Annotated in this window: 12 protein-coding genes and 6 tRNA genes; 5 read left to right on the top strand and 13 right to left on the bottom strand. The window is 65.5% G+C overall.

The features are described from left to right. Positions 1-81 precede the first annotated feature (81 nt). The 4 genes from clpX to soxR form a co-directional block, all read right to left on the bottom strand. Entirely contained in the window at positions 82-1,377 is a 1,296-nt protein-coding gene (gene clpX, locus FHS47_RS04050) for an ATP-dependent Clp protease ATP-binding subunit ClpX (protein WP_167023281.1), read from the bottom strand. Between the two features lie 103 nt (positions 1,378-1,480). After that, the gene (clpP, locus tag FHS47_RS04045) at positions 1,481-2,113 is read right to left on the bottom strand and encodes an ATP-dependent Clp endopeptidase proteolytic subunit ClpP (RefSeq protein WP_167023278.1); all 633 of its coding nucleotides are present in this window, start codon (positions 2,111-2,113) and stop codon (positions 1,481-1,483) included. A gap of 48 nt (positions 2,114-2,161) precedes the next feature. After that, positions 2,162-3,454: a trigger factor gene (gene tig, locus FHS47_RS04040; RefSeq protein ID WP_167023275.1), complete on the bottom strand. Its 1,293-nt coding sequence runs from the start codon at positions 3,452-3,454 to the stop codon at positions 2,162-2,164. 177 nt (positions 3,455-3,631) lie between these two features. Next, positions 3,632-4,066: a redox-sensitive transcriptional activator SoxR gene (soxR, locus tag FHS47_RS04035; protein WP_167023272.1), complete on the bottom strand. Its 435-nt coding sequence runs from the start codon at positions 4,064-4,066 to the stop codon at positions 3,632-3,634. Between the two features lie 92 nt (positions 4,067-4,158). Here soxR and FHS47_RS04030 point away from each other — a divergent pair, with 92 nt between their 5' ends. Both FHS47_RS04030 and FHS47_RS04025 read left to right on the top strand, forming a co-directional pair. After that, positions 4,159-5,544, top strand: coding sequence for an MFS transporter (locus FHS47_RS04030; RefSeq protein WP_167023269.1), 1,386 nt, complete (start codon positions 4,159-4,161; stop codon positions 5,542-5,544). 80 nt (positions 5,545-5,624) lie between these two features. Beyond that, a tRNA-Leu gene (locus FHS47_RS04025) sits at positions 5,625-5,709 on the top strand. A 32-nt stretch (positions 5,710-5,741) separates the two neighbouring features. On the opposite strand, the gene FHS47_RS04020 is transcribed toward FHS47_RS04025, so the two are convergent. From FHS47_RS04020 to rlmE, 8 genes are all read right to left on the bottom strand, one after another. Continuing rightward, the gene (locus FHS47_RS04020; RefSeq protein WP_167023266.1) at positions 5,742-7,391 is read right to left on the bottom strand and encodes a phosphoethanolamine--lipid A transferase; all 1,650 of its coding nucleotides are present in this window, start codon (positions 7,389-7,391) and stop codon (positions 5,742-5,744) included. 175 nt (positions 7,392-7,566) lie between these two features. Next, positions 7,567-7,642: transfer RNA gene (locus tag FHS47_RS04015), tRNA-Lys, on the bottom strand. A gap of 21 nt (positions 7,643-7,663) precedes the next feature. Further along, positions 7,664-7,740, bottom strand: a tRNA-His gene (locus FHS47_RS04010). A gap of 14 nt (positions 7,741-7,754) precedes the next feature. Then, positions 7,755-7,831 (bottom strand) — tRNA-Arg (locus FHS47_RS04005). 24 nt (positions 7,832-7,855) lie between these two features. Further along, positions 7,856-7,932 (bottom strand) — tRNA-Pro (locus tag FHS47_RS04000). 141 nt (positions 7,933-8,073) lie between these two features. Further along, positions 8,074-8,150, bottom strand: a tRNA-Arg gene (locus FHS47_RS03995). A gap of 221 nt (positions 8,151-8,371) precedes the next feature. Beyond that, positions 8,372-10,303 (bottom strand): ATP-dependent zinc metalloprotease FtsH, encoded by a 1,932-nt coding sequence (ftsH, locus tag FHS47_RS03990; RefSeq protein WP_193569986.1) that lies wholly within the window; start codon positions 10,301-10,303, stop codon positions 8,372-8,374. Further along, positions 10,300-10,950 (bottom strand): 23S rRNA (uridine(2552)-2'-O)-methyltransferase RlmE, encoded by a 651-nt coding sequence (gene rlmE, locus FHS47_RS03985; RefSeq protein WP_167023263.1) that lies wholly within the window; start codon positions 10,948-10,950, stop codon positions 10,300-10,302. Before rlmE ends, ftsH begins: the two co-directional genes overlap by 4 nt. 79 nt (positions 10,951-11,029) lie before the next feature. On the opposite strand from rlmE, the gene FHS47_RS03980 reads away from it, so the two are divergent. The 3 genes from FHS47_RS03980 to panE are packed head-to-tail and all read left to right on the top strand — an operon-like array spanning position 11,030 to position 12,647. After that, complete coding sequence (locus FHS47_RS03980; RefSeq protein ID WP_167023259.1) at positions 11,030-11,323, top strand: YhbY family RNA-binding protein; 294 nt, start codon at positions 11,030-11,032, stop codon at positions 11,321-11,323. 5 nt (positions 11,324-11,328) lie between these two features. Continuing rightward, a complete protein-coding gene (locus FHS47_RS03975; RefSeq protein WP_167023257.1) occupies positions 11,329-11,700 on the top strand; it encodes an Mth938-like domain-containing protein in 372 nt (123 codons plus the stop codon). A gap of 11 nt (positions 11,701-11,711) precedes the next feature. Then, a complete protein-coding gene (panE, locus tag FHS47_RS03970) occupies positions 11,712-12,647 on the top strand; it encodes a 2-dehydropantoate 2-reductase (protein WP_167023254.1) in 936 nt (311 codons plus the stop codon). A gap of 138 nt (positions 12,648-12,785) precedes the next feature. On the opposite strand, the gene FHS47_RS03965 is transcribed toward panE, so the two are convergent. Next, the gene (locus tag FHS47_RS03965; RefSeq protein ID WP_208381783.1) at positions 12,786-13,790 is read right to left on the bottom strand and encodes a peptidoglycan DD-metalloendopeptidase family protein; all 1,005 of its coding nucleotides are present in this window, start codon (positions 13,788-13,790) and stop codon (positions 12,786-12,788) included. Between the last annotated feature and the right edge of the window lie 4 nt (positions 13,791-13,794).

Raw genomic sequence — 13,794 nt, 5'->3', positions numbered from 1 at the left:
CATCAAGACCGCGTCACGCAAAGAAAAACGGCCCCGGCGTCGTGGGACGCCGGGGCCGCTGGTATTGCCGCGGACTTACGATCAGGCCGCGTCGCCGCCCTCGCCCGCGATCCGCTGCTGCTGCAGGTTGCCGCGGTAGATGAGGTAGGGCTCGGCCTGGCCGTCGATGACGGCGTCGTCCACCACCACCTTGCTGACGTGCTCCAGCGACGGCAGCTCGAACATGGTGTCCAGCAGAACCTGCTCGAGGATGGTACGCAACCCGCGTGCGCCGGTCTTGCGCTTGAGCGCGCGACGGGCGATGGCGGACAGGGCCTCGGGCCGGAACTCCAGCTCGGCGCCTTCCATGTCGAACAGCTTGCGGAACTGCTTCGTGACGGCGTTCTTCGGCTCGGTGAGGATCTGCACCAGGGCAGCCTCGTCGAGCTCGTCGAGCGTGGCCACGACCGGCAGGCGGCCGACGAACTCCGGAATGAGGCCGAAACGGACGAGATCCGCCGGTTCCACTTCGGAGAGCATCTTGCCGACGTTCTCGGTGCGCTCCTTCGAACGGACCTCGGCGCCGAAGCCGATGCCGGTGGTCTCGGAACGCTGCTGGATCACCTTCTCCAGCCCGGCGAACGCGCCGCCGCAGATGAAGAGGATGTTCCGCGTGTCGACCTGCAGGAATTCCTGCTGCGGATGCTTGCGGCCACCCTGCGGCGGCACCGAAGCGAGCGTACCCTCGATGAGCTTGAGCAGGGCCTGCTGCACGCCTTCGCCGGAGACGTCACGAGTGATCGACGGGTTCTCGCTCTTGCGCGAGATCTTGTCGATTTCATCGATGTAGACGATGCCGCTCTGCGCCTTTTCGACGTCATAGTCGCACTTCTGCAGGAGCTTCTGGATGATGTTCTCGACATCCTCGCCCACGTAGCCCGCTTCGGTGAGCGTGGTGGCGTCGGCGATCGTGAACGGCACATTCAGCAGGCGCGCCAGCGTTTCGGCCAGCAGCGTCTTGCCCGAACCGGTCGGACCGATCAGGAGGATGTTCGACTTGCCGAGTTCGACGTCGTCGTTCTTCTGGCGCGATTCCATGCGCTTGTAATGGTTGTACACGGCAACCGAGAGCGCCTTCTTGGCGCGCGTCTGGCCGACCACGTACTGGTCGAGCGCTTCCATGATCTCGCGCGGCTTCGGGAGATGGGTACGGCCGGAGGCCGCCTTCTCTTCCAGTTCCTCGCGGATGATGTCGTTGCACAGCTCGACGCATTCGTCGCAGATGAACACGCTGGGGCCAGCGATCAGCTTGCGAACCTCGTGCTGGCTCTTGCCGCAGAAAGAGCAGTAAAGAATCTTGCCGCCGTCATTGGAACGGCTCTGCCGCTCGTCGCTCATGCTTTGGGCCCTACTGAGAATCCAGGTGCGCTTTGAGAATAGCACAGCACTCCGCCCCCGGAAGGAGGGGCGAAGTGCCGGTTTTCACAAGCGAAAAGTTCAATCAAGCTGAACGGACGGTATCGACCGTACGCTTGTCGAGCACCGAGTCGATCAGCCCATAAGCCTGGGCTTCCGCCCCGCTCATGAAGCGGTCGCGCTCGGTATCGCGGGCGATCTCTTCCACCGTCTTGCCGCTGTGGCGGGCGAGGATCGCGTTCAGGCGCTCGCGCATCGTGAGAATCTCACGGGCGTGGATCTCGATGTCGGTCGCCTGGCCGGAGATGCCGCCGGCCCACGGCTGGTGGATCATGATGCGCGAATGCGGCAGGGAGTAACGCTTGCCCGCCGCACCGGCGGCAAGCAGCAGGGCGCCCATGGAGGCGGCCTGGCCGATGCACATGGTGCTGACATCCGGCTTCACGAACTGCATCGTGTCGTAGATCGCCATACCCGCGGTGACGGAGCCGCCCGGGCTGTTGATGTACAGGCTGATGTCCTTGTCCGGGTTTTCCGACTCAAGGAACAGCAGCTGGGCCACGATGACGTTGGCCATGTAGTCGTCGACGGGACCGACCGCGAAGATCACGCGCTCCTTGAGGAGGCGCGAATAAATGTCGTACGAACGCTCGCCGCGCGAGGTCTGCTCGACGACGATGGGCACCAGGTTGAGGTTCTGGATCGGAGCCATGGACATGCGGTCTCTCCTTCGTGTGGGGCCCGGTAAGTGCTTCGATCAGCGCCCTCAGGCGCCGATCGGCCGCATCACCTCGTCAAAGCTCAGGTCCTGGTCGGTGGTCTTGGCGTTGTCCGCCACCCACTCGGCCACCTGGTCTTCCATGACGCGGTTCTGCAGTCCCGACATCAGTTGGGGGTCGCCGTTGTACAGTTCAATGACCTTCTCCGGCTCCTCGTAGGTGGAGGCGATGGCGGCCAGCATGTCGCTCAGGCGCTTGCGATCGAGGCGCAGTTCGTTCTTCCGGGCGATCTCGCCCATAAGGAGAGCGGCGATGACGCGCTTGCGGGCGAACGGCAGGGCCTCGGCGATCATTTCCGGGCTCGGCTCCTGGCCGCGCGGCAGGTTGCCGGCAGCGAGGCTGCGGGCCTCGGCGTTGGCCATCAGGTCGGGCACGTCGAGGTCCGGGTGGGCGCCGGCCAGCTTCTCGGCCACTTCCGACTTCAAGCGGGCCATGAGGGTGGCCTTCAGCTCACGCTCGAGGTTGGCGCGCACTTCCTTGCGGAAGGTATCGATATCGCCGTCGGCCACGCCGAACATCTTCACGAAGTCGGCATCCACGGCGGGCAGGTTGGGCTCCTGCACCTTCACGATCTTGAAGGTGACCTTGGCGGTCTTGCCGGCCAGGTCGGGGTTGCGGAAGTCTTCCGGGAAGGCGACGTCCTGAACCAGGTCTTCGCCCGCGCTGCGGCCGGTCAGGGCCTCGTCGAGGGCCTTGAACAGGGTGCCCGAGCCCAGCACGCTGCCGGCGCGCTCCAGGCCCTCGGCCGGGAAGCGGTAGTCGCCCGCTTCGGCGGCGTATTCGAACATCACGAAGTCGCCTTCCTTCGAGGCGCGGGTGACTTCGTCGAAGCTGCGGCGCTGCGTGCGCAGGGTCTCGATCATCTTGTCGATGTCGGCGTCCTTCACCTCGGCCTTCGGACGGGCGATCTCGAGGGTCGAGACGTCGATGGCCGGGAATTCCGGCATCACCTCGAAGGTGGCGGTGTAGGCGATTTCGCCGTTCTCGGCATTGCCCGTGGTGTCGACCGACGGGTTGGCGATGGGCTGGAGCTTCTCCTGCTGGAACGCCTCGCGCAGCGTGCTGCCGATGAGGTCGGAGAGGGCTTCGCCACGGACCTGGGCGCCAAAGCGCTGCTTGATCACGTTGGTCGGTACCTTGCCGGGACGGAAGCCCTTCAGGCGAACCGTACGGCCCATTTCCGCGATGCGCTCGCTGACCTGCGTCTCGAGACGCTCTGCCGGGAACTTCACCGTGAGCTTGCGCCCGAGCTTGCCGACATTCTCAACCGAAACCTGCATGACCTCTCCTGAAACCACCACGGACGTGGCGCGATGGCGGACATCCGTCCGCCGTAACCGAAACAAAGGGATTCACCGCGAACTCCGGGTTGGCCGCCACGACCTTCCCCCGGCGGCGAAAAACCCCGCAAATGACTGCCCATTCTACGTTTTGCCCCGACGCCGCCGCAACCTGCCTCACGGGGTTTCCCAACGCCTCGGGCCCTCCCCTTCCTCAGCGAGCCGATCACCGGGATTGGCCAGGGCGCAGGCCGTCAGCGAAAGGCAGCCGCAGCCGATGCAGTCGGTAAGGCGATCCCTCAGATTGACCAGCTGGGCGATGCGACGGTCCAACTCGTCATGCCAGCGGGCCGACATGCCGGCCCATTCCTCCCGGGTGGGCGTCCTCTCGTCGGGAAGCGTCCCGAAGGCCTGCCGAACCGCCTCCAGCGGCACGCCCACACGCTGGGCAACCCGGATCACGGCGATCCGCCGGAGCACGTCGGCGGCGTACCGGCGCTGGTTCCCCGCCGTCCGCAGGCTCCTGATAAGGCCCTTGCGCTCATAGAAATGGAGGGCAGACACCGACACGCCCGATCGTCTTGCCGCCTCGCCGACGCTCAGTTCCCGCATCGCTTGACCTCAACATTGGTTGAGGTTGCATCCTGCGCCACCCGGGTCCTCCACGCAACCGTGCGAGACTCCCCCTCCCCCAAGGAAACCCGATGAACGTGGGAACGTCCGACGCAACCCTCCTCGCCCCCGCGGCCCAGGGCATCCTCGCCCCACCCTACCGCGCCGCCACCGTGGGCATGGTGGCGCTCATTTCGCTGATCGCCTTCGAGGCGCTGGCCGTCACCACGGCCATGCCGACGGTGGCCCGGGATCTGAACGGCCTGAAGGCCTACGCACTCGCGTTCGGCGGCGTGCTCGCCACCAGCGTGATCGGCATGACCCTTTCCGGACACTGGAGCGATCGGAAAGGCCCGGCGCCGGCCATGTGGACGGGCCTGACTGGCTTCGTCGCCGGGCTGCTGATCGCCGGCTTCGCGCACGACATGCCCACCCTGCTGGTCGGCCGCCTCGTCCAGGGCCTCGGCGCAGGCTGCCTGTCGCCGGCTCTTTATGTGATCGTCGGACGGCTCTATCCGGACTCCCTGAGGCCCAAGGTATTCGCCGCCTTCTCGGCGGGCTGGGTCGTGCCGGCCCTGATCGGCCCTGCATTGAGCGGTGCGATCGTCGAGCACATCGGCTGGCGCTGGGTGTTCCTTGGCGTGCCGGTGCTGGCGATCCCGGCTGCGGCGGCGCTACGGGGCGCCTTGCGCTCGCTCGGCAGCCCCACCGGCAAGGAAGGCACCGACACCCGCCGCAGGATGGCCCATGCCGTGGGAGCGGCGCTGGGTGTGTGCCTCCTCTTCGTCGCCGGCCAGGAACGCGGCTGGCTCGCCGCCGCCATGCTCGTCCCCGCGGTGATGTTGCTGTTCTCGTGCGGCCGGCGCCTTCTTCCCGCCGGCACGCTTCGCGCTGCCCGAGGCCTGCCCGCGGTGATCGCGCTGCGCGGCGTGGCCGCGTCCGCGTTCTTCGGCACCGAAGCCTTCCTTCCTCTGGCCTTCGCACGGGAACACGGGCTTTCGCCGATGTGGTCCGGCATCGGGATCAGCGTCGGCGCCATCGGCTGGTTTTCCGGCTCGTGGTATCAGGGCCACTACGCGAAAGTGTCGCGGCAGGCCCTGATCCGCCGCGGCACGGCCATGATGGTGGTCGGCGTCGTGGTGGCGTCTTTGAGCACCTTCGCATGGATGCCCGTGTCCGCTTCCGTTGCGGGATGGCTGCTGACGGGCCTCGGCATGGGCATGCTCTACGGCACGCTGGCCGTGTTGGCGCTGTCGATGTCCGCCGAGCACGAACAAGGCGCAAACAGTTCGGCGCTGCAACTCTGCGAAGCGCTGATGGTGGCCACCACGCTAGCCATCGGCGGCTCGTTGTTCGCCGCGCTGCTGGACGTGTCGCACACAGCGGCGTTCGCGGCGAACTTCGCCATCACCGTGGTGCTCGCCGCGCTCGGTGTCGTGGTTGCCCGCCGCACGGAGGCCAGACCCGGGCGCGGCTGACGGCAACCGGCGGACGGCTCCAACCAGGCCGGACGCCGACATGGACCCGCGCACGTCCGCGCCCTAGAATGGCGGCGCACGCGAGAGTGGCGGAATTGGTAGACGCACCAGATTTAGGTTCTGACGCCGCAAGGCGTGCGGGTTCGAGTCCCGCCTCTCGCACCACCTTCGCAAGACACCGACCGTCACGACTGCCGTCAGCTTCGGCAGCCCGCCAACAGGTCCAGTTCCGGCTTGTAGACCGTCGTCTTCGTGCCGAAGAAGCCCAGTAGCGTATGGAACAGGTTGTCCTGGCTTGCCGGCTGGACGCGGCGGCGGTCCATGCATGCCAGGCTCACGCCGTTGTCGCGGACCCAGCCGGGCGAGAGCCACATCAGCATCGGGATGTGCTTCTGCTGGGTGGGTGCCGTGCCCCAGTCCGCGCCGTGCAGGTAGATGTCGTTCTCGCCCAGCGACTCGCCGTGGTCGGAGAGATACATCATCGCGCTGTCGGTCTCGGGCGCCGCCTTCAAGGCGTCCACGATCTTGCCGAGGATATGGTCGGTGTAGAGGATCGTGTTGTCGTAACTCGCAACGGTCTGCGCGTAGGTACACGTTTGCACCTCGGCCGTGTCGCAACCCGGCCCGAACATGGCAAACGCTTTCGGGTAGCGCTGGAAATACGCAGGGCCATGGCTGCCCTTCAGATGCAACACCAGCAACGCGGGTGAGCGCATGCGTGCGATGCGTTCCGGAAGGTCGGTCAGCAGCACGTCGTCGAAGCAGCCGTCGGCATCGCACAGGCCGGCCACTTTCGCGTCCGTGAGATCGTCGTTCGGAACGCGGAGGCAGACGCCCTTGCAGCCTTCATCGTTGTCGCGCCAATACACGTCGACGCCGGCATGCTGAAGCACGTCGAGGGCGTTCCAATGGGCTTTCGCCACCGGCTTGTCGAACTTCTCGCGGGTCATGTTCGAGAACATGCAAGGCACCGACACCGTCGTGGCGGTGCCGCACGACCAGGTATCGCTGAAGTACACGGCACCGGCCCGTTTCATCTCGGGATTGGTGTCGCGCGGATAGCCCTGCAACGACTGGTTCTCCGCGCGCGCGGTCTCGCCCACGACCAGAACCACCACGCGCTTCCGACCGGAGGCGGCGGGGACGGGATCGAGCGTGGCATCCATGCCGATGGGGGTCATCGTCGCCTTGGAGCGGAAGACCTCGCGCTGCAGGTAGTGGAAGGTGCCGCTCAACGCCGCATACGGATTGAAGACGTCGTACATGCCGCGATGGTTGCGTTCGAAGTAGACATAGCTGCGCCCGGCGACCATCGGCGGAAGAATCATCAGAGCCAGCGCCACGAGCACGATGACCACGTGCCATCCCAGAAGCCGCCACTTCGGCAGGAAGCGCAGCGGCACCAGCAGCACAATCGACGCCGGCAGTACGCCGAACAGAAGGATCCAGCGCACGGCGTCGCCGGTGATCATCGCTGCCGCCTCTGCGCGCTGCGTCTCGAAGATGCTCTGGACGATTTCTTCGTTCAGACGCACGCCGAAGGTCTGCGCGTAGTACGCACTCGCCGCGGATACGAGGATGAGCGCCGCCAGCAATGGCTTGCCCACACGGGGCCACGTGACGAGCGCGAGGATGAGGACAAGGTTGCCGACCAACCGGCAACAGACGGTCACACTGAGCGTCCAGAATCCTTCCATGTTCCGCGACGCGGACAATGCCTCATGCAGTTCGGACCAGAGACTGCGATTGAGCGCGGCAAGGATGTAGAGGGCGACGGCAGCGCCCAGCGCAAGCGCAGGCAACGCGCGCTTGCCGTGGCCGTCGGCCGCGTGGTTTTGAATGATCATGTCGAGCCCTGATGGCCCGGCGAGATCGCGAGCGCGTGAGAGAGCGAGAGGTTACAGAGGTAACATCTTCGTCACAATCGGCTTTCGCCTAACTGTCGGCCGCACAAACCCGCCCTGGGATGTAGGGCGTGCCGAAAGCAAAAAAAAGACCCGGATTTCTCCGGGTCTTTGGTATTGGTGGGCCGTGTAAGATTCGAACTTACGACCAATTGATTAAGAGTCAACTGCTCTACCAACTGAGCTAACGGCCCGTTTGAAACTTGCGTTGTAAGTGGGGTGGACGATGGGACTCGAACCCACGACATCCGGAATCACAATCCGGTACTCTAACCAGCTGAGCTACGCCCACCATAAAACTTCAATTGGCGCGCCCGACAGGAATCGAACCTGCAACCGTCGGCTTAGAAGGCCGATGCTCTATCCGGTTGAGCTACAGGCGCAGGCACTGTACGTAGAACGCCAACTGGTCGGGGCAGAGGGATTCGAACCCCCGACATCCAGCTCCCAAAGCTGGCGCTCTACCAGACTGAGCTATACCCCGAAACTTCAAGCACCATCCCGATACTACTGGGGTGAAGCCTTCAAATGTTACGGGTCAAAGCCAAGCCCGTCAATCCGTATGAACACACCACACTTTCAACTACCGCGACCGCCGCGCGAACGCGAAGGTCTTGCTTAAAGATGGTGCGCCCGGAGAGATTCGAACTCCCGACCACCAAGTTCGTAGCCTGGTACTCTATCCAACTGAGCTACGGGCGCACACTTTAAACCGTTGACCCGGAGACTATCGCCGTGAGGCGTTAGCGCCGTGCCGAGAAGCGGAATTATTCAGATATCCGACGTGTGCGTCAACACTTTTTGCATCTTTTTTTTCGCGAATCGGTAACAGCGGTGCAAATCTTGCTGCAGGCCGAAGCGAAAGGTCGAACGCGCAGGCCTCTTCCATCGCAAGAAGGGCGGCCCATGGCCGCCCTTCTCTCTTAGAGTTGCGTGGCCGGCTTACCGACCTTGTCGGGCGCCGAGCCCGCATCGCCTCTCGGCGGCGGCGGCGGCGTGGACCCCGGCTTCTGCCAGTCGGCCGGCGGACCCGGCTCGCGACCGTTCATGATGTCGTCGATCTGGCGCGCGTCGATGGTTTCGTACTGCAACAGCGCCTCGGCCATCACGTGCAGCTTGTCGATGTTGGTGGTCAACAGTTCCTTGCTGCGCGCGTACGCGCGATCGAGGATGGTGCGCACCACTTCGTCGATCTTGCGCGCGGTCTCGTTGGACACGCTCTTGTGTTGCGTGACCGAGCGGCCGATGAAGACCTCGTCTTCCTCTTCGCCGTAGGTGACCGGGCCCAGTTCGTCGGACAGGCCCCACTTGGTGGCCATGTTGCGCGCCATCTTCGTCGCGCGCTCGATGTCGTTCGAGGCACCCGTGGTGACCTTGTCGTGACCGAAGATGAGTTCTTCCGCCACGCGACCGCCGTACAACGAGCACAGCTGCGACTCGATCGCCACCTTGTTCATGCTGTAGCGGTCGCCTTCGGGCAGGTACATCGTGACGCCCAGCGCCCGCCCACGCGGAATGATGGTGACCTTGTAGACCGGGTCGTGCTCGGGCACGAGGCGACCGATGATGGCGTGGCCCGCCTCGTGGTAGGCGGTGAGACGCTTCTCTTCGTCGTTCATCGCCATCGAGCGGCGCTCGGAACCCATGAGGATCTTGTCGCGGGCGCGGTCCAGGTGGCTCATTCGCACTTCGCGGGCATTCTCGCGAGCGGCGAACAGCGCGGCTTCGTTCACGAGGTTGGCGAGGTCCGCACCCGAGAAACCGGGCGTGCCGCGCGCGATGGTCATCGCGTCCACGTCGGACGCGGTCGGTACCTTGCGCATGTGCACCTTGAGGATCTGCTCGCGGCCTTTCACGTCCGGCAGGCCGACCACCACCTGGCGGTCGAAACGGCCCGGACGCAGCAGCGCGGGATCGAGTACGTCGGGGCGGTTGGTGGCCGCGATGACGATGATGCCCTCGGTGCCCTCGAAGCCGTCCATTTCCACGAGCAGCTGGTTGAGCGTCTGCTCGCGCTCGTCGTGACCGCCGCCCATGCCGGCACCGCGATGGCGGCCGACGGCGTCGATCTCGTCGATGAAGATGATGCAGGGGGCGTGCTTCTTCGCCTGCTCGAACATGTCGCGCACGCGGCTTGCGCCGACGCCCACGAACATCTCGACGAAGTCGGAGCCGGAGATGGAGAAGAACGGCACCTTGGCCTCGCCGGCGATCGCCTTGGCGAGCAGGGTCTTGCCGGTACCCGGAGGACCGACCATGAGCACGCCGCGGGGGATCTTGCCGCCCAGCTTCTGGAACTTGCCGGGGTCGCGGAGGAATTCGACGAGCTCGCCAACCTCTTCCTTGGCCTCGTCACAGCCGGCCACGTCGTTGAAGTTGACCTTGACCTGGTCTTCGCCCTGCAGCTTGGCGCGCGAGCGGCCGAAGCTCATGGCGCCACGGCCACCCGAGCCCGCCTGCATCTGGCGCATGAACCAGATCAGCACGGCCACGAAGATGATGATGGGCAACCAGTTGAACAGGAGGCCGATGAGCGAGAAGCCGTTGTCCGCGGGCTCCTGGCGGAGTTCGACGCCCTTGTCTCGCATCGTCTTCACGAGGTCGCTGGTGGACAGGCCAACCACCGGCACCACGGTGCGATAGGACCCGCCGTCCTTCAGTTTGCCGGTGATGGTTGGCGGCGCGGTGGAGGTGATCGTGCCGCTGGCCACGTTGCCGTTGTCGACCTGCTGGGCAAAGGTCGTATAGGACATGTCCTGCGACGCGCCGCTGTGCGGGTTGAACGTCTGGAAGACGGTCAGCAGGACCACCGCGATGATCAGCCAGAGCAACAGGTTTTTTGCCATCTCGTTCATGCGCGGTTCTCGCCTGGTTGCCGGGACGCGGACTTGAGCCCGGTCGCCAGCGCATAGACTTCCCGCGAACGCGCGCGGGAAGCCTTCGGTTTACGCATCGTCACGCGACTGAAGTCCGCGCGCAAGTTCTTAAGGTATTCGTCGAACCCCGCCCCCTGGAACAGCTTCACGAGAAATGAACCACCGGGCTTCAGCCAGTCGAGGCTGAATTGGCGGGCCAGGTCGCAAAGGTCCATGGCGCGGATCTGGTCGGCGAGTGCCACACCCGACATATTGGGGGCCATGTCCGACAGGACAAGATCGACCTTCTTCCCTTCCAGCTTGCTTTCCAGTTCGTGCAAGACAGATTCCTCACGAAAATCGCCTTGCATGAAGTCCACGCCCGCCAGGCCCACCATGGGCAGGATGTCGAGGGCAATGACCTTGCCACTGTCGCCCAGACGCTGCCGGGCCAGCTGCGACCACCCGCCGGGGGCGGCGCCGAGATCGACCACGGTCATGCCTGGCTTGATCAGGCGGTCGCGGTCGATCAGTTCTTCGAGTTTGAATACGGCGCGCGAACGCAGCCCTTCGGCCTGGGCGCGCTTTACGTAAACGTCGTCGAAATGCTCCCGAAGCCAGCGGGAACTGCTCTTGCTGCGTGACATCGGGTGACCCGCGGAAGAAGTGGGCAAGCCTTGCATGATACCCTTTGCCGCCTACCCGCCGCGAACCGAACCTGAACGCATGCTCTCCCCTACACAGCGCCGCTACCTGCGCAGCCTCGCCCACGACCTCCGCCCCGTGATCCTCCTGGGCAACAAGGGGGCGACCGAGGCCGTCGCCAAGGAACTCGGCCAGGCCCTCGATATCCACGAGCTGGTGAAGGTGAAGCTTTCCGGGGGCGACAAGGACGAGCGCCAGGAACAGATCGCCTTCCTCACCGGCCAGACCGGTGCCGAAACCGTGCAGGAAATCGGCCATGTGGTCGTCCTGTTCCGTCGTAACGAGCAGGATCCGAAGCTCGCCCTGCCCCGGTAACTCCCATGGACCTGTCCTTCGAACATCCCGGCGACTACCTTTTCGTGCGCCGCGTGGGCGCCGGCACGGTCACCGTGGTCGATCGGGATTTCCACAAGAGCATCCTGCTGACCCCTCAGCAGGTGGTCGAGGACTGGGAGGCCACCGACGCCGCCCGCCTCACCCTGGCCGATGTCGAGAAGATCGCCGGTCTCCAGCCGGAAGTCGTCCTCCTGGGCACCGGCGAACGGCAGGTCTTCCCCCCGGCCGAGGTCATGGCCGGTTTCCTCCGCCGCGGCATCGGCATCGAGGCGATGACCAACGGTTCGGCGGCGCGCACCTATAGCCTCCTGGCCGGCGAGGGTCGCAAGGTCGTGGCGGCGTTCATCCTTCCCTGAAGGGAGCACACATGCGCATCCTCGTCCTGGGCGCCGGCGGCACCGGCGGATACTTCGGCGGGCGGCTCGCACAAGCCGGCCTGGACGTCACCTTCCTGGTACGTCCGGAGCGCGCGCGAGTGCTGGATGCGAAGGGCCTGGTGATCGTCAGCCCGTTCGGCAACGCCACGGTGCGGGTAAAACATGTGCTGGCCGAAACCGCGGCCAGCCAGGGCCCGTTCGACCTGGTGCTGCTTTCGAGCAAGGCCTACGACCTGCATTCGGCGATCGAGGCCATCGACCCTGTCGTAGGCGAACGGTCGACGGTGTTGCCGATCCTCAACGGTCTGGCCCACTACCCTGTGCTCGACAGCCGCTTCGGTCCCGACCGGGTGCTGGGCGGTCTATGCGTGATCAGCGCAGCGAAGGGGCCCGATGGCGAGATCGTCCATTTCGGGAACGGCGCCTCGATTACCTTCGGCGAACGCGACGGCCAGGAGCACGCAGGGCGCTGCGCCGAGATCGCTAACGCCTTCGCCGCCGCGAAGGTCGACCATACGCATTCCGGCGACATCCTTCGGGACCTCTGGGCGAAGTTCGCCTTCCTCGCCACGCTGGCGGGCAGCACCTGCCTCTTCCGTGCCAGCGTGGGCGACATCGTCGCCACGAACGACGGACGCCACCTCGTCGAGCGCATGTACGAGGAGTGCCTGGCCGTGGCGCGCGCGTCCGGCCACGCCGTACCTGACAACGCGCGCTCCTTTGCCTGGAAGACGCTGACCCAGGAAGGCTCGCCGCTCACGGCATCGATGCTGCGCGACCTGGAATCGGGACAGCGCATCGAAGCCGATCACATCGTCGGCGACATGCTGCGTCGCGCGCGCGACGCGGGTGTGGCGGCGCCGTTGCTGGAAGTGGCCTATGCGCACCTGCAGGCGTACGAGATTCGCCAGAAACGCGAAGGCTGATGGTGGAAGCCGGCTCTGCCGGCATGTGGGAGCCGGCTCTGCCGGCGATCCCGCAGCAGCGGGCCAGTTGGCCGCGAGCACCCATCGCCGCTGAAGCGGCTCCCACAAGAAGCCACTTTCGCTCTCGCGCCTGGAATCCTACCTCGGCGGCAGGTACTGCAGCGGGTCGACCGGATTGCCGTCGCGGCGGATCTGGAACTGGAGCTCGTCCCTCGCAGCGCCGGTGGAACCCATTTCGGCCACGACCTGTCCCGCCTTCACCTTCTCGCCTTCCTTCACCAGGCGCTTGCGATTGTGGCCATACGCCGAGAGGAAACTGTCGCTGTGCTTGATGATCACAAGCTCGCCATAGCCCACCAGGCCATTGCCGCTGTAGACCACCACGCCGTCGGCGGCGGCGCGCACCGGATCGCCGGCCTTGCCGGCCACTTCGATACCGGGGATCGCGTCCCCGGATGAGAATTTCTTGAGGAGGGCGCCGTCGGCGGGCCAACGCCACACGATGCCGCCGACACTGCGCGTGGCGCCCTTGACCACGATAGGTGTGGACGCCGGCGGATTTTCCACCGGCGCTGGGGCCTGGCCAGCGGAAGATGCGGGAGCCGGCGGCGGAACGACCGATTCGGCCGGCTTGCCCGCGACGACCACAGGGGTGTTCGTCGTGGTCGCTGGCGCGGGCACGGCGGGCGGGTTCGCTTCCGCCTCGGTGACGGGCGCAAGGCCCGGCTGGGTCGCGGTCGCGGGCTGTACCGGACGCGTGGGCGCCGGAGCGGGCACCGGCACGGCGGCAATGGCAGGAGCGGTGTGCGTCACCGAGGCCGGGGCTTGCGCTGCCTGGTGGCCCGGCGGCGAGAGCCGAAGATCCTGGCCGGGCCAGATCGTGTAAGGCGACCCGATACCATTCCAGGCCGCGAGGTCGCGGAAATCCACCTTGTTCCGGAAAGCGATGCTGTAAAGCGTGTCGCCCTTCACTACCCGATAGCTGCCGCCCGGCGGCGGCGTCGGCGCGGAGGGCCGCGCGGTCGTATAGCTTCCGGGGCTGCGTGTGACCACCACCGAACTGCGCGGCGCGAGATCGCAGCCGGCGAGCAGCAGACTTGCCGCCAGCATGGTCAGCAAGGCAGGCGGACGGGTCACGAGCATCGCG

It is taken from the genome of Luteibacter sp. SG786 (genome assembly GCF_011759605.1).
Classification (GTDB): Bacteria; Pseudomonadota; Gammaproteobacteria; order Xanthomonadales; family Rhodanobacteraceae; genus Luteibacter.
Note: the sequence above shows the minus strand (reverse complement) of the source record. Positions and strands in the feature narration are given on the sequence as shown.

Coding starts and splice junctions, on each gene's coding strand:
- tig (WP_167023275.1), bottom strand. CDS start 3,454: ATGCAGGTTTCGGTTGAGAATGTCGGCAAGCTCGGGCGCAAGCTCACG.
- soxR (WP_167023272.1), bottom strand. CDS start 4,066: ATGCGGGAACTGAGCGTCGGCGAGGCGGCAAGACGATCGGGCGTGTCG.
- FHS47_RS04020 (WP_167023266.1), bottom strand. CDS start 7,391: ATGATCATTCAAAACCACGCGGCCGACGGCCACGGCAAGCGCGCGTTG.
- panE (WP_167023254.1), top strand. CDS start 11,712: ATGCGCATCCTCGTCCTGGGCGCCGGCGGCACCGGCGGATACTTCGGC.
- FHS47_RS03980 (WP_167023259.1), top strand. CDS start 11,030: ATGCTCTCCCCTACACAGCGCCGCTACCTGCGCAGCCTCGCCCACGAC.
- clpP (WP_167023278.1), bottom strand. CDS start 2,113: ATGTCCATGGCTCCGATCCAGAACCTCAACCTGGTGCCCATCGTCGTC.
- FHS47_RS03965 (WP_208381783.1), bottom strand. CDS start 13,790: ATGCTCGTGACCCGTCCGCCTGCCTTGCTGACCATGCTGGCGGCAAGT.
- clpX (WP_167023281.1), bottom strand. CDS start 1,377: ATGAGCGACGAGCGGCAGAGCCGTTCCAATGACGGCGGCAAGATTCTT.
- rlmE (WP_167023263.1), bottom strand. CDS start 10,950: ATGTCACGCAGCAAGAGCAGTTCCCGCTGGCTTCGGGAGCATTTCGAC.
- ftsH (WP_193569986.1), bottom strand. CDS start 10,303: ATGAACGAGATGGCAAAAAACCTGTTGCTCTGGCTGATCATCGCGGTG.
- FHS47_RS04030 (WP_167023269.1), top strand. CDS start 4,159: ATGAACGTGGGAACGTCCGACGCAACCCTCCTCGCCCCCGCGGCCCAG.
- FHS47_RS03975 (WP_167023257.1), top strand. CDS start 11,329: ATGGACCTGTCCTTCGAACATCCCGGCGACTACCTTTTCGTGCGCCGC.